Source organism: Pseudomonas fragi, from assembly GCF_025426255.1.
Taxonomy (GTDB): Bacteria; Pseudomonadota; Gammaproteobacteria; order Pseudomonadales; family Pseudomonadaceae; genus Aquipseudomonas; species Aquipseudomonas kulmbachensis.
The window spans coordinates 1,214,627-1,236,643 of sequence record NZ_CP104861.1; the positions used below are offsets into that span (position 1 = coordinate 1,214,627).

19 protein-coding genes and 1 riboswitch are annotated in these 22,017 nt (G+C 57.2%); of the genes, 13 read left to right on the plus strand and 6 right to left on the minus strand.

Annotated features, from left to right (window positions below; all coding sequences use genetic code 11):
- Positions 1–25 precede the first annotated feature (25 nt).
- From N7D90_RS05700 to N7D90_RS05730, 7 genes are all read left to right on the plus strand, one after another.
- The gene (locus N7D90_RS05700; protein ID WP_261741263.1) at positions 26–754 is read left to right on the plus strand and encodes a response regulator transcription factor; all 729 of its coding nucleotides are present in this window, start codon (positions 26–28) and stop codon (positions 752–754) included.
- The gene (locus N7D90_RS05705) at positions 744–2,105 is read left to right on the plus strand and encodes a sensor histidine kinase (RefSeq protein ID WP_261741264.1); all 1,362 of its coding nucleotides are present in this window, start codon (positions 744–746) and stop codon (positions 2,103–2,105) included. The genes N7D90_RS05700 and N7D90_RS05705 overlap by 11 nt, the downstream gene beginning before the upstream one ends.
- A 261-nt stretch (positions 2,106–2,366) precedes the next feature.
- Positions 2,367–3,269 (plus strand): cysteine synthase CysM, encoded by a 903-nt coding sequence (gene cysM, locus N7D90_RS05710; RefSeq protein WP_261741265.1) that lies wholly within the window; start codon positions 2,367–2,369, stop codon positions 3,267–3,269.
- Positions 3,269–4,621 carry a 23S rRNA (uracil(1939)-C(5))-methyltransferase RlmD gene (gene rlmD / locus N7D90_RS05715; protein ID WP_261741266.1) on the plus strand — a complete coding sequence of 451 codons (1,353 nt, stop codon included), beginning with the start codon at positions 3,269–3,271 and terminating at the stop codon, positions 4,619–4,621. Before cysM ends, rlmD begins: the two co-directional genes overlap by 1 nt.
- A 119-nt stretch (positions 4,622–4,740) precedes the next feature.
- Positions 4,741–6,993 (plus strand): GTP diphosphokinase, encoded by a 2,253-nt coding sequence (gene relA, locus N7D90_RS05720; RefSeq protein ID WP_261741267.1) that lies wholly within the window; start codon positions 4,741–4,743, stop codon positions 6,991–6,993.
- Between the two features lie 130 nt (positions 6,994–7,123).
- The gene (mazG, locus tag N7D90_RS05725) at positions 7,124–7,957 is read left to right on the plus strand and encodes a nucleoside triphosphate pyrophosphohydrolase (RefSeq protein ID WP_261741268.1); all 834 of its coding nucleotides are present in this window, start codon (positions 7,124–7,126) and stop codon (positions 7,955–7,957) included.
- Between the two features lie 22 nt (positions 7,958–7,979).
- Positions 7,980–8,525, plus strand: coding sequence for a DUF2058 domain-containing protein (locus N7D90_RS05730; RefSeq protein ID WP_019827734.1), 546 nt, complete (start codon positions 7,980–7,982; stop codon positions 8,523–8,525).
- A 141-nt stretch (positions 8,526–8,666) separates the two neighbouring features.
- Here N7D90_RS05730 and N7D90_RS05735 read toward each other — a convergent pair whose 3' ends face one another.
- The 4 genes from N7D90_RS05735 to purM form a co-directional block, all read right to left on the minus strand.
- The gene (locus N7D90_RS05735; protein WP_261741269.1) at positions 8,667–8,849 is read right to left on the minus strand and encodes a hypothetical protein; all 183 of its coding nucleotides are present in this window, start codon (positions 8,847–8,849) and stop codon (positions 8,667–8,669) included.
- Between the two features lie 270 nt (positions 8,850–9,119).
- On the minus strand, positions 9,120–9,833 hold the full coding sequence (locus tag N7D90_RS05740; RefSeq protein ID WP_261741270.1) for a DUF3108 domain-containing protein: 714 nt from the start codon (positions 9,831–9,833) through the stop codon (positions 9,120–9,122).
- A gap of 8 nt (positions 9,834–9,841) precedes the next feature.
- On the minus strand, positions 9,842–10,492 hold the full coding sequence (gene purN, locus N7D90_RS05745; RefSeq protein ID WP_261741271.1) for a phosphoribosylglycinamide formyltransferase: 651 nt from the start codon (positions 10,490–10,492) through the stop codon (positions 9,842–9,844).
- Complete coding sequence (purM, locus tag N7D90_RS05750) at positions 10,492–11,550, minus strand: phosphoribosylformylglycinamidine cyclo-ligase (RefSeq protein ID WP_019827729.1); 1,059 nt, start codon at positions 11,548–11,550, stop codon at positions 10,492–10,494. Before purM ends, purN begins: the two co-directional genes overlap by 1 nt.
- A gap of 383 nt (positions 11,551–11,933) precedes the next feature.
- On the opposite strand from purM, the gene N7D90_RS05755 reads away from it, so the two are divergent.
- Positions 11,934–12,968, plus strand: coding sequence for a DUF2066 domain-containing protein (locus N7D90_RS05755; RefSeq protein ID WP_261741272.1), 1,035 nt, complete (start codon positions 11,934–11,936; stop codon positions 12,966–12,968).
- Positions 12,969–13,003: 35 nt separating this feature from the next.
- Positions 13,004–14,077, plus strand: coding sequence for an AI-2E family transporter (locus tag N7D90_RS05760; RefSeq protein ID WP_261741273.1), 1,074 nt, complete (start codon positions 13,004–13,006; stop codon positions 14,075–14,077).
- Positions 14,078–14,178: 101 nt separating this feature from the next.
- Here the strand turns inward: N7D90_RS05760 and N7D90_RS05765 are convergent, their stop codons facing one another.
- Positions 14,179–16,941 (minus strand): polysaccharide lyase family 8 super-sandwich domain-containing protein, encoded by a 2,763-nt coding sequence (locus tag N7D90_RS05765; RefSeq protein WP_261741274.1) that lies wholly within the window; start codon positions 16,939–16,941, stop codon positions 14,179–14,181.
- Positions 16,942–17,300: 359 nt separating this feature from the next.
- Here N7D90_RS05765 and hda point away from each other — a divergent pair, with 359 nt between their 5' ends.
- The 3 genes from hda (at position 17,301) to N7D90_RS05780 (ending at position 19,541) form a co-directional block, all read left to right on the plus strand.
- Positions 17,301–18,005, plus strand: a complete 705-nt coding sequence (gene hda / locus N7D90_RS05770; RefSeq protein ID WP_261741275.1) for a DnaA regulatory inactivator Hda — start codon at positions 17,301–17,303, stop codon at positions 18,003–18,005.
- Positions 18,006–18,229: 224 nt separating this feature from the next.
- On the plus strand, positions 18,230–18,856 hold the full coding sequence (locus N7D90_RS05775; protein WP_261741276.1) for a C40 family peptidase: 627 nt from the start codon (positions 18,230–18,232) through the stop codon (positions 18,854–18,856).
- A gap of 145 nt (positions 18,857–19,001) precedes the next feature.
- Complete coding sequence (locus N7D90_RS05780) at positions 19,002–19,541, plus strand: C40 family peptidase (RefSeq protein ID WP_261741277.1); 540 nt, start codon at positions 19,002–19,004, stop codon at positions 19,539–19,541.
- Between the two features lie 108 nt (positions 19,542–19,649).
- Here N7D90_RS05780 and N7D90_RS05785 read toward each other — a convergent pair whose 3' ends face one another.
- Positions 19,650–20,957: a PQQ-dependent sugar dehydrogenase gene (locus N7D90_RS05785; protein ID WP_261741278.1), complete on the minus strand. Its 1,308-nt coding sequence runs from the start codon at positions 20,955–20,957 to the stop codon at positions 19,650–19,652.
- Positions 20,958–21,085: 128 nt separating this feature from the next.
- Positions 21,086–21,329: riboswitch (cobalamin riboswitch) on the plus strand.
- 75 nt (positions 21,330–21,404) lie between these two features.
- Between N7D90_RS05785 and cobO the strand changes: the two genes are divergently transcribed.
- Positions 21,405–22,016, plus strand: coding sequence for a cob(I)yrinic acid a,c-diamide adenosyltransferase (cobO, locus tag N7D90_RS05790; protein WP_016779866.1), 612 nt, complete (start codon positions 21,405–21,407; stop codon positions 22,014–22,016).
- The last annotated feature ends 1 nt before the right edge of the window (position 22,017 follow it).

Genomic DNA, 22,017 nt, shown 5'->3' on the forward strand with positions numbered 1-22,017 from the left:
GATTGAGAATTACTTGCAGACGCTAATGAATCCCGTAGCTGTTAGCCCCTCGCGCCTTCTGGCTATTGAAGACGACCCCATTTTGGGCGCCTATCTGCAAGAGCAGTTGGTGCGCAGCGGGTTTGACGTAATCTGGTGCCAGAACGGCCAGGAGGGGTTGACCCGTGCCCGCCAAGAGCACTTTGATGTGGTGCTGATGGATATCCTGCTGCCCGGCATGAATGGCTTGCAGGTGCTGACGCAATTGCGCCAGACCCACGCCTTGCCGGTGATCCTGATGTCCGCGCTGGGCGCCGAGGCCGACCGCATCAGCGGCTTCCAGCTGGGGGCCGATGACTACCTGCCCAAGCCGTTCAGCATGGCTGAGCTGCGGGTGCGCATCCAGGCCATCCTGCGTCGCGTGGCCCTGGACCGCATGCCTGGTGCCCGGGTTCCGGAGGATCAACCTCCGGCCGACAGCGGGCTGCTGTTCGACGAAGATGCGTGCGATGTGCGCTGTGGCGAGCAATGGGCCGGGTTTACCCGCAGCGAATACCGCCTGTTCGATACCCTGCAACGTAATGCCGACGAAGTGTTGAGCAAGGCGTTTCTCTATCAGCAGGTGCTGCAACGCGGCTATGCAGCCCATGATCGTAGCCTGGACATGCATATCAGCCAGATCCGGCGAAAACTCAAAACCATCGGCTACCACCAGCGTGAAGTGCGCACCGTGTGGGGCAAGGGTTATGTCTTGAGCGCCAGCGATGCCCTGTAAGGTGCCCGGCAAAAAATCGGTGTTCTGGAAGCTGGCATGTTTGCTGGTGGTCTTCTGTCTGTTGATGATTTGGCTCAGTTGGTCCTGGGGCCGCTACATGGACAAACGCACCGGGTTTTTATCCGAGCAGGCCCACGGCACGCTGGTGCGCTATGCCGGTGAGGCTGAACGCGCCTGGGAGACCGGCCAGCAAACGGGGGTCGATCAGTGGCTACAGGCGATGGGGCACAAGGAACCCGGCTGGGTCGGAGTGATTGGCCAGGATTTGCAATCGCTTAGCAGCTACCCGCTGAATGATCGTGAAAGTGAGCGTTTGACATTTTTGCGCGGTCTGGACTGGCCCATCAGCCATATCAAGACGGCCCGCCCGTGGATCAAGGTTCCATTTCCCAAGGATCCATCGGCGGGCAGCCTGGTGATCGAATTGCCGCAGCGCTTTATGCCGGGGCGTTCACAAGTACTCTGGCGGATCGTTACAAACGGCGTGATTCCCGGCTTGCTGACGTTACTGCTGTGCGTGGGCCTGTACCGCGTACTGATCGTGCCGCTGAACCATTTGCGCGAGCAGGCCAACGCTTGGCGGGCCGATCAGTTGGGGGCCCGGCTGTCGAGCCAGACCACCAGCCGTCAGGATGAGCTAGGCGAACTGGCCCGTGCCTTCGATCAAATGTCCGAGCGCTTGCAAAGCACCGTGAGCCAGCAACAGCAATTGCTCCGCGATCTGTCCCATGAACTGCGCACGCCCTTGAGCCGACTGCGGGTGGCATGTGACAGCGAGCAAGACCTCGAGGCCCTGCGTGAGCGCTTGAGCCGTGAAGTTGACGGCATGCAGCGGCTGGTTGAAGACACCCTGCAATTGGCCTGGCTGGATGCCGAGCGCGGGCCGTTGCCGGTCGAAGACATTCAGGTACAGGCGCTGTGGGAGATGCTGACTGAAAATGCCCGTTTCGAAAGTGGCTGGCCGCAATCGCGGTTGCCCTGCCTTGTCGATGAGCAATGCTGGGTGCGTGGGCACCTTAATAGCCTGGCCCAGGCCCTGGAGAACATCCTGCGCAATGCCATCCGGCATTCGCCGCCCGAGGGTATTGTCAGTCTTGGCGGGCAGCGCGAAGGCGACATGTGGCACCTATGGCTCGATGATCAGGGCGGTGGCGTGGCGCCTGAAGAGCTGGAGCGGATTTTTGCGCCTTTTACCCGCCTCGATGGTTCACGCCCTGGCGATGGTGGCTTTGGCCTGGGTTTGAGCATTGCGCGCAATGCGTTGCGGTTGCAAGGCGGAAGTTTGTGGGCCGAGAACCACGGGGCAGGGTTGCGGGTGCATATCCGGCTGCCGGTAAAGTTGCCTCTGTAGATACTCTGTTCCAGGTCAAGCCCCAGTGGGAGCGAGCCTGCTCGCGAATGATCGCGAGCAGGCTCGCTCCCACGCTTGAAGTATCTCTGCCGCTGCCGCAGGCTGCGATAAGGTCCGCAGGACTTTCTGCTTCAGCGGCTGCAAGGGAGCGTAAGGGTGTCCTTATAGCTTTTAGCCATAAGCTTCGTACTTTGCGTGATATGGGCTGTCGGCGTTTGTCGGTATGATGTGCGGCCCCGCGGTCTGGATTGCGAATACGCCATGACATTGCAGTACCCAACTATCGCCGATTGCGTCGGCAACACGCCTCTGGTGCGCTTGCAGCGCCTGGCAGGAAACACCACCAATACCTTGTTGCTCAAGCTCGAAGGGAATAACCCTGCAGGCTCGGTCAAGGACCGCCCGGCTCTGTCGATGATTGCTCGCGCTGAAGGGCGCGGTCAGATCCAGGCCGGCGATACCCTGATCGAAGCCACCTCGGGCAATACCGGGATTGCACTGGCCATGGCTGCAGCGATCAAGGGCTACAAGATGATCTTGATCATGCCTGACAATTCCAGTGCCGAACGCAAGGCAGCCATGACTGCCTATGGCGCCGAGTTGATTCTGGTCAGTCAGGAAGAGGGCATGGAAGGCGCTCGCGACCTGGCCGACAAGATGCAGGCCGAAGGCCTGGGCATCGTGCTCGATCAGTTCGCCAACGGTGATAACCCTGAGGCGCACTACACCGGCACCGGTCCGGAAATCTGGCGTCAGACCAACGGTACGATCACCCACTTCATCAGCTCGATGGGCACCACCGGTACCATCATGGGCGTGTCGCGCTACCTCAAGGAGCAGAACCCGGGCGTGCAGATCGTCGGTTTGCAGCCGATGGAAGGTGCTGCCATTCCGGGTATCCGCCGCTGGCCGACCGAGTACCTGCCGAAAATCTATCAAGCCGACCGCGTTGACCGCATCGTTGATATGGCCCAGCGCGAAGCCGAAGACGTCACCCGGCGCCTGGCTCGTGAAGAAGGCATCTTCTGTGGTGTGTCCTCGGGCGGGGCGGTGGCAGCAATGCTGCGCCTTAACCAGGAAGTCGAAAACGCGGTGATGGTCGCGATCATTTGTGACCGTGGCGACCGTTATCTGTCGACCGGCATTTACGATGCGCCCAACTGATGGCCAAGCAAGAGAGAGGCCTGCGCTTCCAGCCTGCTGGCGGCACCAAGGCTGCGCAAGTGCCTGCGGGCAAAAAACAGCGTTTGAACATCGAGCGTTTGGCCAACGACGGCCGGGGTATTGCCTTTATTGAAGGGCGTACCTGGTTTGTGTCGGGGGCACTGGCCGGTGAAGAAGTTGAAGCGCGGGTATTGGGCGCTCACGGCAAAATCGTAGAAGCCCGAACCGAGCGAGTGTTCAAGGCCAGCGACATGCGGCGCGTGGCTCCCTGTGCCCATGCGGGCAAGTGTGGCGGTTGCAGCGTGCAGCATTTGCCCCATGAGGAGCAGCTTGCACTGAAACAGCGCATGTTGGCCGAGCAGCTGTCTCGTGTGGCGGGTGTCGAACCTCAGGAGTGGGCGCCGCCCCTGACCGGCCCCGAGTTTGGCTACCGCCGCCGGGCGCGTATTGCCGTGCGTTGGGATGCGCGGGCCAAGCATCTTGAAGTGGGTTTCCGAGCCGCCGGTAGCCAGGATATCGTGGCGATTGATCACTGTTTGGTCCTGGTACAGGCCTTGCAACCTATCATGACGGGGCTGCCCGCCATGTTGCGGCAACTGGGCAACCCCAAGGCCCTGGGCCATGTGGAGTTGTTCAGCGGTTCAGCGATTGCGGTTTTGCTGCGGCACATGGCACCGCTCACCGATGCCGACATGAAGGTCTTGCAGGATTTTTGCCGTACCCATGATGCCCAACTGTGGCTGCATGGCGAAGGCGAGCCACAGCCGGTCGATTTGACTCAGACCCTGGGTTACCGATTGGAGCAGTGGAATCTGGGGCTGGCGTATCGTCCCGGTGATTTTGTTCAGGTCAATGCTGGCGTCAATGAAGCCATGGTGGCTCAAGCAATTAAGTGGCTTGCACCACAAGCTGACGAACGGATTCTTGACTTGTTCTGTGGGCTGGGTAACTTCGCATTACCACTGGCGCAACAGGTGCGTGAAGTGGTGGCCGTGGAAGGTATTGCGACCATGGTCGAACGCGCAGCGCAAAACGCGGTCAGTAACAACCTGCATAATGCAGCGTTTTTTCAGGCTGACTTGTCGCAGCCGCTGGTAGATGCAGCCTGGGCCAAAGAGGGTTTTTGTGCCGTGCTTCTCGACCCGCCCCGCGACGGCGCCTATGAAGTGGTGCGCAAGCTGTCTGGCCTGGGGGCCAAACGTTTGGTGTATGTGTCGTGCAACCCGGCCACGCTGGCGCGCGACACGGTTGAGTTGATGAAACAGGGTTACCGGTTAAAACGTGCCGGAATTCTCGATATGTTTCCGCAAACCGCGCATGTCGAGGCGATGGCGTTATTTGAAGCAGACTAGGACGGTCTGTCTATTTCGACGGGCCCGCAACCCGCGCAGTTATGCCCTGTAGCGTGCGGTTGGGATTAGGGCCTGTGATTTCGGCGCACTAGATGTGCGCTGTAGGGAAGGTAAGCAAGATGGTACAGGTCAGAGCACACCAGCCGATCAACACCGATGGCAGTCTCAACCTCGAGGCATGGCTCGATCATGCGGTGAGTGTCGATGTGGCGCTGGACCGTGAAGCCTTGAAAGAAGCGTGCGAGTTTGCACGCGAGGCCGAGCAGCAAGCCAATGCCGCGAAAAACCTGTGGGCCGAGGGCACATCAAGCTTTCGCACCGGGTTGGAAATCGCCGAGATCCTGGCCGATCTGAAACTGGATCAGGACTCTCTGGTTGCCGCGATTCTCTATCGTTGCGTGCGCGAAGGGCAGGTGCTGTTGCCTGCCGTCAGCCAGCGCTTCGGCCCCGTGGTGGCCAAACTGATTGATGGCGTATTGCGCATGGCCGCCATCAGCGCCAGCCTCAGCCCTCGACAATCCATGGTGCTGGGGACTCAGGGGCAGGTCGAAAACCTGCGCAAGATGCTGGTCGCGATGGTTGATGACGTGCGGGTTGCACTGATCAAGCTGGCCGAGCGTACCTGTGCGATTCGCGCCGTCAAAAATGCCCCGGACGAGAAGCGCAACCGCGTCGCCCGTGAGGTGTTCGATATTTATGCGCCATTGGCGCACCGCTTGGGCATTGGTCATATCAAGTGGGAGCTGGAGGACTTGTCCTTCCGCTACCTCGAGCCCGAGCAGTACAAACAGATTGCCACCTTGCTCCATGAGCGCCGCCTTGACCGCGAGCGCTTTATCAGTGAAGTGATGAACCAGCTGCGTACCGAACTGGTGGCCACCGGGGTTGATGCGGATATCAGCGGCCGGGCCAAGCACATCTATTCCATCTGGCGCAAAATGCAGCGCAAGGGTCTGGCCTTCAGCCAGATCTATGACGTGCGTGCGGTACGGGTGCTGGTGCCGGAAATGCGCGACTGCTACACCGCGCTCGGCATTGTCCATACTTTGTGGCGCCACATCCCCAAGGAGTTTGACGACTACATCGCCAACCCCAAGGAGAACGGCTACCGCTCGCTGCACACCGCTGTGATCGGGCCTGAAGGCAAGGTACTGGAGGTGCAGATTCGCACCCACGCCATGCACGAAGAGGCCGAGCTGGGGGTTTGTGCGCACTGGCGCTACAAGGGCACCGACGTCAAAGCCGGTTCCAACCAGTACGAAGAGAAAATCTCCTGGTTGCGCCAAGTGCTTGAATGGCACGAAGAGCTGGGTGATATCGGCGGCCTGGCCGATCAATTGCGGGTCGATATCGAGCCTGATCGGGTGTACATCTTTACCCCGGACGGTCATGCCATTGACCTGCCCAAGGGCGCGACGCCGCTGGACTTCGCGTACCGGGTGCACACCGAAATTGGCCATAACTGCCGTGGTGCCAAGATCAACGGGCGCATTGTGCCGCTCAACTACAGCCTGCAAACCGGTGAACAGGTCGAGATCATCACCAGCAAGCACGGCACGCCTAGCCGCGACTGGCTGAACCCGAACCTGGGCTACATCACCACCTCGCGGGCACGGGCGAAGATCGTTCACTGGTTCAAGTTGCAGGCTCGCGACCAAAACGTCGCCGCCGGCAAAACCATGCTCGAGCGCGAACTGGGCCGTTTGGGCCTGCCTGCGGTGGACTACGAGAAGCTCGCCGACAAAGCCAACATGAGAACCGCCGAGGACATGTATGCGGCGCTCGGTGCCGGTGATTTGCGTCTGGCGCAACTGATCAATCTGGCGCAGCAACAGGTCGAGCCGGAGCGCGGCAGCGAGCAGATGGAGCTGATCCCGCGCAAGGCCACGGGCTACAAGCCGGGCAAGCGCGGGGACATCCAGATTGAAGGCGTCGGCAACCTGCTGACCCAGATGGCTGGCTGCTGCCAACCGTTGCCGGGGGATGCAATTGTCGGTTACATCACCCAGGGCCGTGGCGTGAGTATTCACCGTCAGGATTGCGCCTCGGTACTGCAACTGGGCGGCCGCGAGCCGGAGCGGATGATTCAGGTCAGCTGGGGGCCAATACCGGTCTCGACGTATCCGGTCGATATTGAAATCCGTGCCTACGACCGTTCCGGCTTGCTGCGAGATGTGTCGCAGGTACTGCTCAACGAGCGGATCAACGTGCTGGCGGTCAATACCCGCTCGAACAAGGAAAACAACACCGCGTTGATGACCTTGACCATCGAGATTCCGGGGCTGGACGCGCTGGGGCGTTTGCTGGGGCGTATCTCGCAATTGCCAAACATCATCGAAACCCGCCGGATCGGGCGCAGCGAAGCACGCTGATCTGTAGCCGCTGCCGCAGGATGCGATAAGGGCCGAAGGACCTTCTCTGTCAATTCGATGGAGGGGGTCGCTACGCAACCCATCGCAGCCTGCGGCAGCGGCCTACAGGTTTTATCCAAAGGGATTACTGATGTACAACCTCGACGACCTGCTGCACCTCATGGCCCGCCTGCGTGACCCGCAGTACGGCTGCCCGTGGGATATCAAACAAACGTATGCCACTATCGTGCCTTACACCCTTGAAGAAGCCTACGAGGTCGCTGACGCCATTGAGCGCGGCGATTTCGAGCATTTGCAGGGTGAGTTGGGCGATTTATTGTTCCAGGTGGTGTATTACAGCCAACTGGCCCGCGAAGAAGGCCGTTTTGAATTCGCCGGGGTCATCGATAGCATCACCCGCAAGCTGATCCGCCGTCATCCCCATGTGTTCCCCACCGGCGATCTGTATGCGCCGCTGGATGTGCCACGCCTGAGCGAAGAGCAGGTAAAGCAGCGCTGGGATGAAATCAAGGCCGAGGAGCGCGCAGAAAAGTCCGCCGCCCCCGAACAGTTGTCGTTGCTCGATGATGTACCGGCGGCGCTGCCTGCCTTGTCCCGCGCGGCCAAGTTGCAAAAACGTGCTGCCCAGGTCGGCTTTGACTGGCCAGCCGCGTTGCCGGTACTGGACAAGGTCCGCGAGGAGCTGGACGAAGTGCTGGAAGCGATGGCCGATAACGATTCGGCGGCCATCCATGACGAAATTGGCGACCTGCTGTTTTCCGTGGTCAACCTGGCCCGGCACCTCAAAGTGGACCCTGAAACCGCCTTGCGTGGCGCCAATGCAAAATTTGATCGACGTTTCCGGTTTATCGAGCAGGCATTGCGCGATACCCTGCGTCCCATTGAAAGTTGCACCCTTGAAGACCTGGACGCCCTGTGGGGCGAAGCCAAGCGCCAGGAAAAGAATTTGCCCAGCTGCGGCTGAGTTTGCCTAAGTGAGTAAGTAGATGAGCATTTCCCTACGCGACCAGTTGCTCAAAGCCGGACTGGTTAACGAGAAGCAGGCCAAGCAGGCCGGTAAAGAAAAGCAGAAGCAGCAGCGTCTGGCCCATAAAGGCCAGATCGAACTGGACGACACTCAGCAGCGTCTGGCTGCCGAAGCCAAGGCCGAGAAGGTCAAGCGCGACCAGGAGCTGAACCGTCAGCAACAGGAAAAGGTCGAGCAAAAGGCCCGCGCCGCCCAGATCAAGCAATTGATCGAAGTCTCGCGCCTGCCCAAGCTGACTACCGAGGATTACTACAACTTCGTTGATGACAAGAAGGTCAAGCGCCTGTCGGTCAACACGTTGATGCGTAACAAGCTGGCCAATGGCTCGCTGGCGATCGTGCAGCACCAGGGCGGTTACGAAGTCATTCCGCGTGAGGCGGCGCTGAAGATCCAGGAACGCGATCCGCGTCGGATCGTGCAGTTGAACATCCTGGTCGAGCCGAAAACCCCGGAAGAAGACGATCCGTACGCGGCTTATCAGATCCCTGACGATTTGATGTGGTAACACTCACAACCCGTGGGAGCGAGCCTGCTCGCGAACGCTTTCGCGAGCAGGCTCGCTCCCACAGAGTTTTGCGTTAGCGCATAACAAAACAAACCCCGCTTCGGCGGGGTTTGTGTTTTTCAAGACTGTAGTTGCTGTAGTTCAGGCTTGGTGTTTCTGCGCTTCCAGCTTTTCCAGCTCAGCCTTGTAGCTGTGAGCGTCGCTTTCGCGGTGGAACATACCAACCAGTACGTCTTCTTGATGTACATCCCACAGGTGTACACCGTGGGCTACCAGCTGGTGAAACATACGTGAATCGTCGCGCTCAGTTACTTTGATAGTCATCTGCTTGCTCCAAATTCTGATAAGGGCCTGCGGCAAGGCGTCGCAGGACTTCTTTATAGAATCTGTTAGCTTCCTAAGTAAATAGCTAATTGTCGGGCTGTCATGTCGTTAAAAACCGCAAAACTCTGCAGCCCTTGAAAGACGGGGTGTTTACGGATTTTGCCGATAGTTTTATGACAAAAGTTTCATGTTTTAGGGCTATTTTAAGGCCCAAAAAAACCCCGCCGAAGCGAGGTTTTGTCTTACGGCTTGCAGCTAAAGGCTTGTCGCTTAGTTGCCCTTGACCGTTTTGCCATTCACCGTGCCGTCCAGCAGCATGATGTTGTATTCCTTGCCGTCTTTTTCGACTTGGCGCAGTTTGACCAGCAGCGAATCCCAGTTCTTGGCGAACCACATTTCAGTGATGCGCTTGTTCTGCGTCGGATCGCGTACGCGCTCAACCTTGATAGCGTCTACCTTGCCCGCCTTGGTTTCGACCACTTCAGGGCCGATCACGCGAAAGTCATAGGTGTCTACGTCGTTACCATCAACCACCTGGTAGCTCATGGACTTTTTGCCGGCCTCTACATCACGCTGCAGCGCCAGCTGGTAGGTGGATTTGTCGAGCATGCCAGTCAGTAGCGGCACTTTGACTGCGTCGCCCTGATCGGTGCCGGTGACCATTTTGGTCGCCCAGTCGAAATCCAGGTCGATCTTTTTCGCTTTACCCAGACCGCCACGTTCAAAGTGGTAGGTCAGCGGGATCAGCGTGTTTTTCTCGATCTTGAGGGTGCTTTCTTCGTTCAGACTGGCCACCAGCATCGAAGCCTTGAAGTTCAAGGTCCAGACACCGTTGTCGCTTTTGGTCAGGCTACGCTCGGCGGAGCCGCTCATTGGCAACTGTTTCCAGTCGGCGGTATAGCTGGCCTTGAAAGGCTGAAGATCGGCCGCCTGGACTGCTGGGAACGCCAGCAGGCCAAGGGCGAGAAACAGGGCACGACGCATAAGTTCTCCTAGGTTCGTATCAAGTGGCCGCTGGCCGCGAGTAATTGACCGTCCAATAATGCGCCTTGCTCGTCAAGTGACAAGCGACCTTCGGCAAACCAGCGCACTGCAAGCGGATAAATCCGGTGTTCCTGGGTGTGAACCCGTTGCGCCAGACTGTGCGGCGAGTCATCGGACTCTACCGGTATCACTGCCTGTACGACCAGAGGTCCGCCATCGAGTTCCTCGGTCACAAAGTGCACGCTGCAGCCGTGTTCGCGATCTCCCGCTTCCAGCGCCCGCTGATGCGTGTGCAAGCCTTTGTATTTGGGCAGCAGCGAGGGGTGGATGTTGAGCAGGCGACCCTGATAGTGACGTACGAAGTCTGCGCTGAGAATGCGCATGAATCCGGCCAGAACCACCAGTTTCGGATTGAATTCGTCGATGACCTTGATCAGTGCAGCATCGAAGGCCTCGCGGCCCTCGAATGCTTTGTGATCCAGTACGCGGGTATCGATACCCGCGTCTTTGGCGCGTTGCAGGCCGTAGGCATCTGCGCGGTTGGAGATTACCGCGCGGATTGTTGCCGGGCTGGCCTTGACGTCATCGCTGTCGATCAAGGCCTGCAAGTTGCTGCCGGTGCCGGAAAGCAGCACCACTACATCACAGGTATCAGGCATTAGTGCGCCTTGAGGTTTTGCAGCTCAACTTGTGGAGCGCCTTCGGCGGCCGTTGCAATCTGGCCAATGACCCAAGGTTGCTCGCCTGCTTCGCGCAGTACGTTCAGCGCGGTTTCAACGTCAGCCTGAGCCACGCAGATCACCATGCCAACGCCGCAGTTCAGCACGCGGTGCATTTCGTTTTCGTCCACGTTGCCTTTCTCTTGCAGCCAGTCAAAGACTGCAGGGCGCTGCCAGCTGGCAACGTCAACGACTGCTTGAGCGCCTTTTGGCAGCACGCGCGGGATGTTGTCGAGCAGGCCACCACCGGTGATGTGGGCCATGGCCTTAACAACGCCGGTTTCCTTGATCAGCTTGAGCAGCGGCTTGACGTAGATACGGGTCGGCGCCATCAGCAGGTCGGTCAGCGGCTTGCCGTCGAGCTGGATGTTTTCGATGTCGGCACCGGACACTTCGATGATTTTGCGGATCAGCGAGTAACCGTTGGAGTGCGGGCCCGAAGATGGCAGGGCGAGCAGAGCATCACCGGCAGCAACCTTGGAACCGTCGATGATTTCGGATTTTTCTACAACACCGACGCAGAAACCGGCCAGGTCGTAGTCTTCGCCTTCGTACATGCCTGGCATTTCAGCGGTTTCGCCGCCTACCAGCGAGCAACCGGACAGTTCGCAGCCAGCGCCGATACCGGTAACCACTTGGGTCGCGGTTTCTACGTTGAGCTTGCCGGTGGCGTAGTAGTCGAGGAAGAACAGAGGCTCTGCGCCGCATACGATCAGGTCGTTAACGCACATGGCAACCAGATCGATACCGATGCTGTCGTGTTTGTTCAGGTTCAGTGCCAGGCGCAGCTTGGTGCCAACGCCGTCAGTGCCGGAAACCAGTACAGGCTGCTTGTAGCCAGCCGGGATTTCGCAGAGGGCGCCAAAACCGCCGAGGCCGCCCATCACTTCCGGGCGTGCAGTGCGCTTGGCCACGCTCTTGATGCGTTCGACCAATGCTTCACCGGCGTCGATGTCTACACCGGCGTCTTTGTAGCTCAGGGATGGTTGCTTGCTCATAATCCAGGCCTTTAGGGGGGATTCGGGGGTATCGACCGAGTTCAGCGGGCAGGCTTGCAAGTGCTCAATGATTGCAACAGAGCAATTGCAGGGTGTCCGGCTGTTGGCGGTCTGCGAAGGCGCGCGATTTTATCAGGCTTGAGGGGCAGCGGCCATCCTCGGGCCGACAGGCAGGGTTATATCTGTCGAAAAAAACCTTTTTTAGTCGTACTTGGGTCTGCGCGCGGGCCTGTATAAGGTATAGCTAATTGGTTTTGAGTTTTTATGACCGCATGAAAACTGCGAGATGAGCGTGAATGATTCGGCTGTGGCCGTGTCTGAAGTGTGTTCGAGTGTTTTTATGGCGTCCTTTCCAGGCTGCTTTTTGTCATCGGGAATTTTTCATGCGTTTTAGTCAATTTTTAGCCGTGGGCTGTTTGTCATTTTTCAGCCTGGCGAGTCATGCCGAAATTCTGACGGGTCTTTATCAGGTGCATGAGCCGGTCACCAGTCAATCGCCGGATGAGCGTACCCAGGCCACGCAAAAGGCCTTGGAAACCCTGGTGCTTCGTCTTACCGGGGACGCCAAGGCGATTCAAAGCCCGGGTCTTGAGGCGATTCGCAAGGATCCGCAGCAAATCATCAGCCGCTACGGCTATGACGCGGGGCCGCCGGAAAGCCTGCAGGTGGACTTCGATCCGGTGAGTACTGATCGTGCGTTGCGCCAGGCCGGTCTGTCGTTGTGGGGCAGTAACCGTCCAGCATTGCTCGGCTGGTGGTTGAACGACTCGGTCGATGGTTCGAGCCTGGTCGGTGACGGTCAATCAGCGGCAGAGCCATTGCGCCGAGCGGCGCAGCATCGCGGATTGCCGTTGCGCCTGCCGTTGGCAGATTTGAGTGAACAGCTGGTGGGTACAGCAGAAAACCTTGAGGGCAGCAATCCTGCACCTTTAAAGGACGCATCCGAGCGCTATGGCGCGGATGCGCTGCTGGCGGTGCATGCGCATGATGACGCCGGACAGTGGAGCGCCAAGTGGCGTCTGTGGGTCGGTGATCAGCAGGAGCAAGGCAGCGCTCAGGCTTCCGATCAAGCTGCGCTGGCCGATGCCGTGATGCTTGCAGTGAGTCAGCGTCTGGCCCCGCGTTATGCGGTGAAGCCCGGGGTTTCCTCCGAGCAGTTGCTCGAAGTTCAGGGCATGACGCTGCAACGCTATGCGCAGCTTGGGCATTTGCTGGAACCCTTCGGCGCGCAACTAAAGAGTGTCGACGGTGATCGTATTGTGTATCTGGTAAACGGCAGTACTGAGCAATTGCGTTCGCAGCTGGGGTTGGCGCAGTTGCAGGAAGTGCCTGCCGGTCAGGTGTCTTCCGGGGCTGACGCAGGGCAAGCGCCCGGTGTGACGCCAGCGCCTGCGGCGCAACTGCGGTTTCGCTGGTAGGTTTTGATCTTCTTTATATAAGGATGGGGTAGCTCATGGCAGATTCGCGACGGTGGGTGTGGTGGGGTGTGGCGCTGGGGTTCGTCCTGTTTGTGTATTTCCTGCACCCGATACTTACGCCTTTTCTGGTCGCGATCGTTCTGGCCTATATGTTCGACCCTGTGGTTGATCGGCTGGAAAGGCTCGGGCTTTCAAGAACCTGGGGCACGATCACGGTTTTCACGTTGTTCACTGTCATTTTGATGACATTGCTGCTGGTGTTGGTGCCGCTGCTGGCCAAGCAACTGTTGAAGCTCTACCAATTGGCGCCGCAGGTTCTCGACTGGTTGCAGCACACGGCAATGCCGTGGGTGCAAGCCAAGCTCGGCCTGAGCGACAGTTTCTGGAAGTTCGACAAGATCAAGGCGGCAATCACCGAGAACATGGGGCAGGCCACTGACATCGTCGGTATCGTCCTGTCGCAGGCAACGGCTTCCAGCTTGGTGTTGATCGGCCTTTTGGCAAATCTGGTGTTGATTCCGGTGGTGGCGTTTTACCTGCTGCGCGACTGGAACATCATGATGGCCAGGATTCGCGACCTGTTGCCGCGTTCACGGGCCGACCAGATTGTGTCGCTGGCCAAGGAATGTCACGACGTGCTCGGCGCATTCGTGCGTGGCCAGTTGCTGGTGATGCTGGCGTTGGGCGTGATCTATTCCGCCGGTTTGATGCTGGTAGGGCTTGAGTTAGGGTTGTTGATCGGCTTGATGGCCGGTCTGGCGGCCATCGTGCCCTACATGGGGTTTATTATCGGTATCGGTGCTGCCCTGGTAGCCGGGTTGTTCCAGTTTGGTGGCGACTTGTATCCCATGATCGGCATTGTCGTGGTGTTTATGGTTGGCCAGGCGCTGGAGGGTATGGTGCTGACGCCGCTGCTGGTGGGCGACCGAATTGGCCTGCACCCGGTGGCGGTGATCTTTGCGATCCTGGCGGGGGGTGAACTGTTCGGTTTTACCGGGGTGCTGCTGGCATTGCCGTTAGCGGCGGTGATTATGGTGCTGGTGCGCCATGTGCAGGATTTGTACAAAGACTCCCAAGTCTATAAAGGCAGTGAAGACCCTCAGTTATAACTTGGCCAATAAAAGCCCAGGGCACTGGATGACCAACGTGTAGTAGACCATTAAGTGCTCTGGTTGCATGTTGTCTTGGAAGAGCGTTACTCGTGTGTTTTTCAAGGGATGAGATACGCATGCGTAACGCTTTTTCCAGCTAGGTCATCAGAGGGCAAGGGAATAGTGATGATCTGCTCCGCTCTGGTATCAGCCAGTGTGCCTTGCGCAGGAAATGAAATGATAAATCGAGCCTCTTCAAGTTGTTGGCTCGGGTCAGCACAAGTGAAATGCAGATAGCCCTCGCGTTCCTCAATTATGAAGGACACAGCATCCAACGGTGTGACTGACAGTGCGTTGCCGAGCGGGATGTCGAGTTTGACGCTGGCGTCGAACAGAGTACCTATGGCTTTTGCGGGTGAGTAAAACAATGCCATATGGACAGTATTACTGTAGATCCGCTGGCACTCATTGCTGGGCACCTCGATATTGCCTAATTCGTAGGCGTACGTTCCGTGTGTACCTTTGGAGTGATTGATCCATACGGTAAATACTGGCTCTTTCAGGATGTTCAGACTTCCTGATGTATTGATCGAGCGCCAGCTACCTGATTGCTCAGCCAGTTGCAGTGTTACTTCCTGAGCATCTTCTTTTCTGAATCGATAGTAGAGCCCGTCATGCTCGATTTGCGCGATATCAGTGGAGGATATCTTAAAGGGAATGGATGGGTTAGAGCGGGATCCATCATGTAACGTTACAGTAACTTCCCCTTTCAGGCGGCATTGGTTGACCGTGGTGGTGACCGGATGAGTCGTCGTTATCGTGTTAATGGCAGAGCCCAGAAAAACAGCGCCCTCGCTCAGTGCAATGACACTTTTATGGGAGTTGGCGATCTGATTTTTTGCCAGTTTCATGCTGTTGATTCCGCAATGCCCATTGCTGGCGCCGCCGGCAAAAGGATGGCTCCCCCATGCCCTGTTTCCCCAGTTAATTAGTGGGAATTTGAAATCTGGAACTTGCTCCACCGTGGTGCCGGGGATTTTTTGCCAGTCCCAGACGGGTTGTATGTTGCGATACTCATCTCCGTGCTTGACAACGAAACAGGATCCCGTTCCCAGGTAATATCCCTTCAGGTTTTCCCCGTTTCCACTTTCAGAGCCTACGCTTCTGTCCGAGATCATTTTAGCGAACAGACAAAAATTCGGGGTTATGTGGGACATGTAATCGTTGACCCAAAATACCCTGTTGCCGATGAAGTACTGATTGTCTGCCTCGTTTCCATTGGCACGGCTGATGAGTTCCAGCAAAACTTCAGGGTGCTTTGCCCCTTGGTTGATAAGTTGCTGGGCCCAACCTGCCAGCGATGAGTTTGTCAGTGTGTTTCGGCTCAGGGCCCGGCCGCAGGCATGAAAGTCATACACTTTGGCATACCCCATCCAGGCCATTCCCTGAACAAGGAACTCTTCGATCGACGTCACGGCTTCCCGGGTAAAGGAGAAGATCCCATTTGAGACTGAGATACTTTGAAATATTCTGGAAAGCAATTCCTGTCCGTAAGAAGCGCCATACAGTTGCGAGTACTTACCAGACTCTGGATTGTGCTGACTGTAGGAGTAGTCGACACTGATTCCCTCTCCTTCTTCTTTGCCGTGACGATGGACCGGAAAACAAAGTGAGGAGAGCACCTGGTAGGCCGCATAAGTATTTCCAAGCTCTGCGTTGTCCGCAGATGTTTTCCATGCGGCCAAGCTCCATATCAGTTGGATAAAGCAATAGTCGGCAAGGTTGGCGCCGGTTTCGGGTGCCTCGGCGTTCGTCACCTGCCTGATGTAGTCGAAGAACATGTTCAGCTTGTTGTTGCGAACGACGGTGGACAATAGGAGAGCTGCAATCGAAGCTCTTTTTCCCAGTCCGATATTGAGATCCCACCAGTTGGCAGGGTCATAATTTTGCTGGCTGTAAAAATTCAAGGCATCGACGGCGCATTCAATATACCGCTCGGGGGCAGAAGCTTGATTTCGGGCAATATAGTTGGCAATGCTTTGCGCCCTTTGTAAGTGAGTGTAAAGAGGTGCAGGGTTAATTTTTTTCCCCGAGGGGTATTTGATATCCGAGAAACGGCCGCTGTTAAACATGGAAATCCAGTGGTCAATTTCTGATTGGCCGGGTGGGGTGGATCGCAGTTTGTAAATCAGGTCGCCATGAACCGTATTTGCGCTGGTTTTAACTTGCTCTGCGAGGGCATGCTCAAGAGTGACAGTCAATGCACTGTGAGCAGGCAGCCAGAGCGTATTTTCATAACTGCTAAACAGGGGGGTTATGAGCCTTGTTTCCAGGTTTTTTTCTCCTGCGCGCAGGAAGACACTGTTGGTATTGATGAAATGACTGAGAAAGAATGGCCAGTTATATTGGGTGGATTCACTCTTCGTTGGATGAAAGGTCAACGTCTCAAGTATGTGCCCGGTCGAACTGTCTTTCACTTTGATGATGATGGAGGAGTCTGGCAGCAAGTTGGCTGCTGATTCAATCGATCCGGCGGTTATCCAGTTATCCAAATGACAAGCCGTCGTAAATACGCGTATGTCACACAGATTCGAATGCCAGAGCTTATTGGGATAGCCGCTGTCATGAGTTTTGAATGTCTCGCCGATTTTTTTGCCTGCACGGATTGAGTCTGAGGCTTGGTTAATCGTGTCCGAGAAAAATTTTGGCCACCTATAGTGACCCATTTGCGCATCCGAAGGCTGGTAGTGGACCAGGCTTAACACCTGACCGTTATGATTATTTATGGCGCAGGCATAGAGCGACTCACCTTTTAGTGTGTCCCGATCTGAAATGATGGATGCGCCATTCATCTCGATCCACATTTCCAGTTCATTATTCATGGGGGCCTCGGCTGGTACGGAGTGCGTGATTGGTTTTTTCGGCAGTGTGTGGTTTTAACTTTATCTGTGATTTTTCTCGGTCGGTTACTGCCAGAATTGATAGGTCCTGCAGCGATGCGTAGGCGAAAGCGCTCGTTTCGGGCGTCAAGCCGGGCGAGGAGGAGGGGTGGGGAAGGTTTTCGAAGCTGGGGGGTATCAGTGCCAGCTCGCAATCAATAAACTCGTTGTGGCTCAAAGAGATAATGCAAACCTTTGATTTTGCTCGTGGTCTGTTACATTGTGTGCCCGGCGAGACGGGTATAAACTTTTCAAACCTTACACAGAGGCCACTAACGGTTCGTTTGAACTGTTCAGTCAGCATGAAACCGATTCAGCTGCCCCTAGGTGTGCGTCTGCGTGATGACGCAACCTTCATAAATTACTATCCAGGCGCCAATGCCGCTGCACTCGGCTATGTCGAGCGTCTGTGCGAAGCCGACGCCGGCTGGACAGAAAGCCTGATCTATCTGTGGGGCAAGCATGGCGTCGGGCGTACGCACTTGCTACAGGCCGCCTGCCTGCGCTTTGAACAGATGGGTGAGCCGGCGGTGTACCTGCCACTGGCCGAGTTGCTGGATCGCGGCATTGAGATCCTCGATAACCTTGAGCAATACGAACTGGTCTGTCTGGATGATCTTCAGGCAGTGGCCGGTCGTGCTGACTGGGAAGAAGCGCTGTTTCACCTGTTCAACCGTTTGCGTGACAGCGGGCGGCGCCTGCTGATTGCTGCCTCCACCTCGCCCCGTGAATTGCCAATCAAGCTGGCGGACCTCAAGTCCCGCCTGACCCTTGCACTGGTCTTTCAGATGCGCCCCTTGTCCGATGAAGACAAGCTGCGTGCCTTGCAGTTGCGCGCATCGCGTCGTGGCTTGCACCTGACCGACGAGGTTGGGCACTTTATTCTCACGCGCGGCACCCGCAGCATGAGTGCGCTGTTCGATTTGCTCGAACGTCTCGATCAGGCGTCTTTGCAAGCGCAGCGCAAGCTGACCATACCGTTCTTGAAAGAAACCCTGGGCTGGTAGCTCGCGCCTTTAAAACCGTAGCCTGCAGACCTTTCCGGCAATTTTTAGGCGGCACAAAGCCTGCGTCGCAGAATGGTTGCGCGCGCAAAGTCGATTGTCAGAGGTGTAAAGCCTTAGATGCATCGAGAAAACCCTTGAGTCACATTTAGATCGATTGAATTTGCAAATGAGGATCATAGAAGGCATAGTCGCGGCTACTTTTCCTACAAGCCACGGTCGTGCCCATGCTAAAGCGCTTCGCACCCCTCGTGCCCCTCGCACTCGTTACCCTGTTGTTTGGCTGTGCTGCTCACACTCCTGTGTCGCAACAAGTCGTCGAACGTCAGGCTCATAAGTCATCCTCGGTATCGCAATCTTCCGCTATTTATCAGGAAGAGCTGGCAACCGAAAAAGAACTGGCTGACTTCTCCGCCAACAGCAAGCCTTACGAACTGCCAGCTTTGGCTGACAGCATCCTTGAGCGTGGCATGGCCTTGATCGGTACGCGTTACCGTTTTGGCGGCACCTCTGAGGCAGGCTTCGATTGCAGCGGCTTCATCGGTTATCTGTTCAAAGAAGAGGCGGGCATGCAATTGCCGCGCTCAACGCGTGAAATGATCAACGTAAATGCACCGTTGGTCGCACGAAACAATCTGAAACCAGGTGATTTGCTGTTCTTCAGCACCAATGGTCGTGGTCGTGTAAGCCATGCCGGGATTTACCTGGGCGATGACCAGTTTATCCACTCCAGCAGCCGCCGCAGCGGTGGTGTACGGATTGATAACCTGGGTGACAGCTACTGGAGCAAGACCTTTATTGAGGCCAAGCGCGCACTCGCGATGGCACCTTCGAGCGTAGTAGCTCGCAAGTAAAGTTAATGTCTTACTTGAAGTTCTGTTGCTAAGCGCTAGAATTCAGTCGCATTGTTAAATTCCTGAAGCCGCGAAGGTGCCCCCTGTCGCGGCTTCGGGTTTCGCGGCCAGAGTTGCCGTATCCAGAATCAGGAACATTCTGTTTATGTCGATCATGGCCCGCGTTGCACTTTTGACTCTAGCAGCACTGCTCAGTGCCTGCGCGAACCGCACGGCACCGCCTCCCGTTGCGCAAAAGCCGCTTGTATTTATCAGCCACCCTGAAGAAACCTCACCGATTGCCGCAGACGTGCTGTTTCGCGCTTTGGGGCTGGTTGGCACGCCTTATCGCTGGGGCGGCAATACCCCGGATTCGGGTTTTGATTGCAGCGGCCTGATCAAGTACGTGTACAACGACGCAGCGGGTATTTCGCTGCCGCGCACCACCCGCGAGATGATCGTGATGCAGGCGCAGAATATTGGTCAGGACAAGCTGCAAACCGGCGACCTGCTGTTCTTTGCCACCAATGGTGGCTCCCAGGTCAGCCACGCCGGGATCTACGTCGGCGAAGGCCGCTTTGTACACGCGCCGGCCACGGGCGGTACGGTCAAGCTGGACAGCCTCAACAAAGCCTACTGGCAAAAAGCCTATCTGAACGCCAAGCGGGTCTTGCCGAACGAGCAGCATCTGGCGCGTTTGCCGTAACCGCAAACCTGCTGTAGCCGCTGATAAGGTCCGAAGGGCCTTCAGGATATGGGGCTGCTAGGCAGCCCATCACAGCCTCGTTCCTCGTCAGCGGCTACAGCCAGGCTTTTACTTGCCTGACACCCGCCAGATCTTGTTGCCGACATCATCGGCCACCAACAAATCCCCTTGCTTGTCGATGACCACGCCCACCGGCCGGCCCATGGCCTTTTCGTCTGCGTTGAGAAAACCGGTCAACACATCGATCGGCATGCCTGTGGGCTTGCCGTCCGCGAAGGGCACAAAAATCACCTTGTAGCCACTGTGCGGCTTGCGGTTCCAGGAGCCGTGCTGGCCTATAAAAGCGCCTTCAGTAAAGTCGGGGAGTTTGCTTCCTGCGGCAAAGCTCAGGCCCAGAGACGCGGTGTGCGGGCCCACTGCGTAGTCCGGGGCAATGGCCTTGGCCACCAGTTCCGGGTTTTGCGGGTTGACCCGTACATCCGCATGCTGGCCGTAATAGCTGTAGGGCCAGCCATAGAAGCCGCCGTCCTTGACTGAGGTGATGTAGTCGGGCACCAGGTCGCTGCCGATTTCGTCGCGTTCGTTGACGGCAGTCCAGAGTTTTCCGGTTTTGGGCTCCCAGTCCATCCCGTTGGGGTTGCGCAGGCCTGAAGCGAAAATCCGGTGATTGCCGGTGGCGCGATCAACTTCCCAGATTGCGGCGCGACCTTGCTCCTTATCCATGCCGTTCTCGCCGACGTTGCTGTTGGAGCCGACACTGACATACAGCTTGGAGCCGTCGGGGCTGGCGATGACGTTTTTGGTCCAGTGGTGATTCAACGGCCCGCCCGGCAGGTCGACGACTTTGGTGGGTGGGGCGCTGATGCTGTTTTCGCCTGCCTGATAAGGGAAGCGCAACAGCTTGTCGGCGTCGGCGACATACAGATCATTGCCCACCAGCGTCATGCCAAAGGGCGAGTTCAGATTCTCGATAAAAACCGTACGGGTTTCGGCTACGCCATCGTGGTCAGCATCGCGCAACAAGGTAATCCGATTCGCGCTTGGCACTCCGGCCCCGGCGCGGGCCATCACCTTGTCCGCGATCCAGCCCTTGATGCCCTTGCTGTCATCCGGTTTGGGCGGTGAATTGGTTTCTGCCACCAGTACGTCGCCGTTGGGTAATACGTAGAGCCAGCGCGGGTGGTCAAGGTTTTCGGCAAAGGCTGTTACTTGCAGGCCTTGGGCGGCAATTGGCGTGGCACCGTCAGGCCAGCCGATCGCCGGGGCGATATTGACGGTCGGGATGAGTGTCTTGTTCGGTTCGGGCAGTTTCGGCGTAGGTCCCGTGCCATCACTCACTTGCAGGGTCGAATTCTCGCCGCAGGCAGCCAACCCCGTCGCAAGTACGATGACAATAGCGTGCTGGCGCTTGAACATGTGTATCTCCATGAGGTTTTGGTCTTGTAAGTCATAGAGAAGCGTAGCCGCTTAAAGGTTCAGGTCAGAGCCTTGTATAAAGCGTTTTGGTGCCACCTTTAATTGACGCTCCACCCCCAACCCTCTAACCTTCGCGGCTTGTTTCAGGTGCTCTATGGTCCCGGATCGATAGAGTGAAACAGGGAAGCCGGTGAGGGCGTGTTTGACCCACACAACCGCCATGATCCCGGCGCTGCCCCCGCAACGGTAAATGAGTCAAAACCACGCTGAGTGCCACTGTGTTTACGCACGGGAAGGCGCGTGGTCAGGGGTTGTCCTTCGGGATGGAACCGCTTGTGAGCCCGGAGACCGGCCTGATCCATCCAGCATCCTCGCGGCGGGCGATGGTGCGTTGTTTATTGTCCCCCGCCTCCCGTTTGCATCATTGAGCCCCAACGGAGAGCTGCCATGAACGAATCCCCCGAACGCGACGAACGTCATCAGGCGCGCATGCTGCGCAAAAAAGCCGTTATGGACGAGCGCATTGCCAGCTCGCCCAATGAGTGCGGGCTGCTGCTGGTATTGACCGGCAACGGCAAAGGTAAAAGCAGTTCCGCTTTTGGCATGTTGGCCCGGGCCATGGGCCACGGCATGCAGTGCGGTGTGGTGCAGTTCATCAAGGGTCGCAACAGCACCGGCGAAGAGATCTTCTTCCGCCGCTTCCCCGAGCAGGTGCGTTATCACGTCATGGGCGAAGGCTTTACCTGGGAAACCCAGGATCGTCAGCGTGATATCGCCGCCGCTGAAGCCGCGTGGGAAGTGTCCCGCGAGATGCTGCGTGACCCGTCCATCGGGCTGGTGGTGCTGGATGAGCTGAATATCGCGCTCAAGCACGGCTACCTCGACCTTGAGCAGGTACTCGCCGACCTGCAAGCCCGTCCGCCGATGCAGCATGTGCTGGTCACCGGGCGCGGCGCCAAACCTGAACTGATTGATCTGGCCGATACCGTGACCGAAATGGGTGTGGTGAAACACGCCTTCCAGGCCGGGATCAAAGCCCAGAAAGGCATCGAATTGTGAG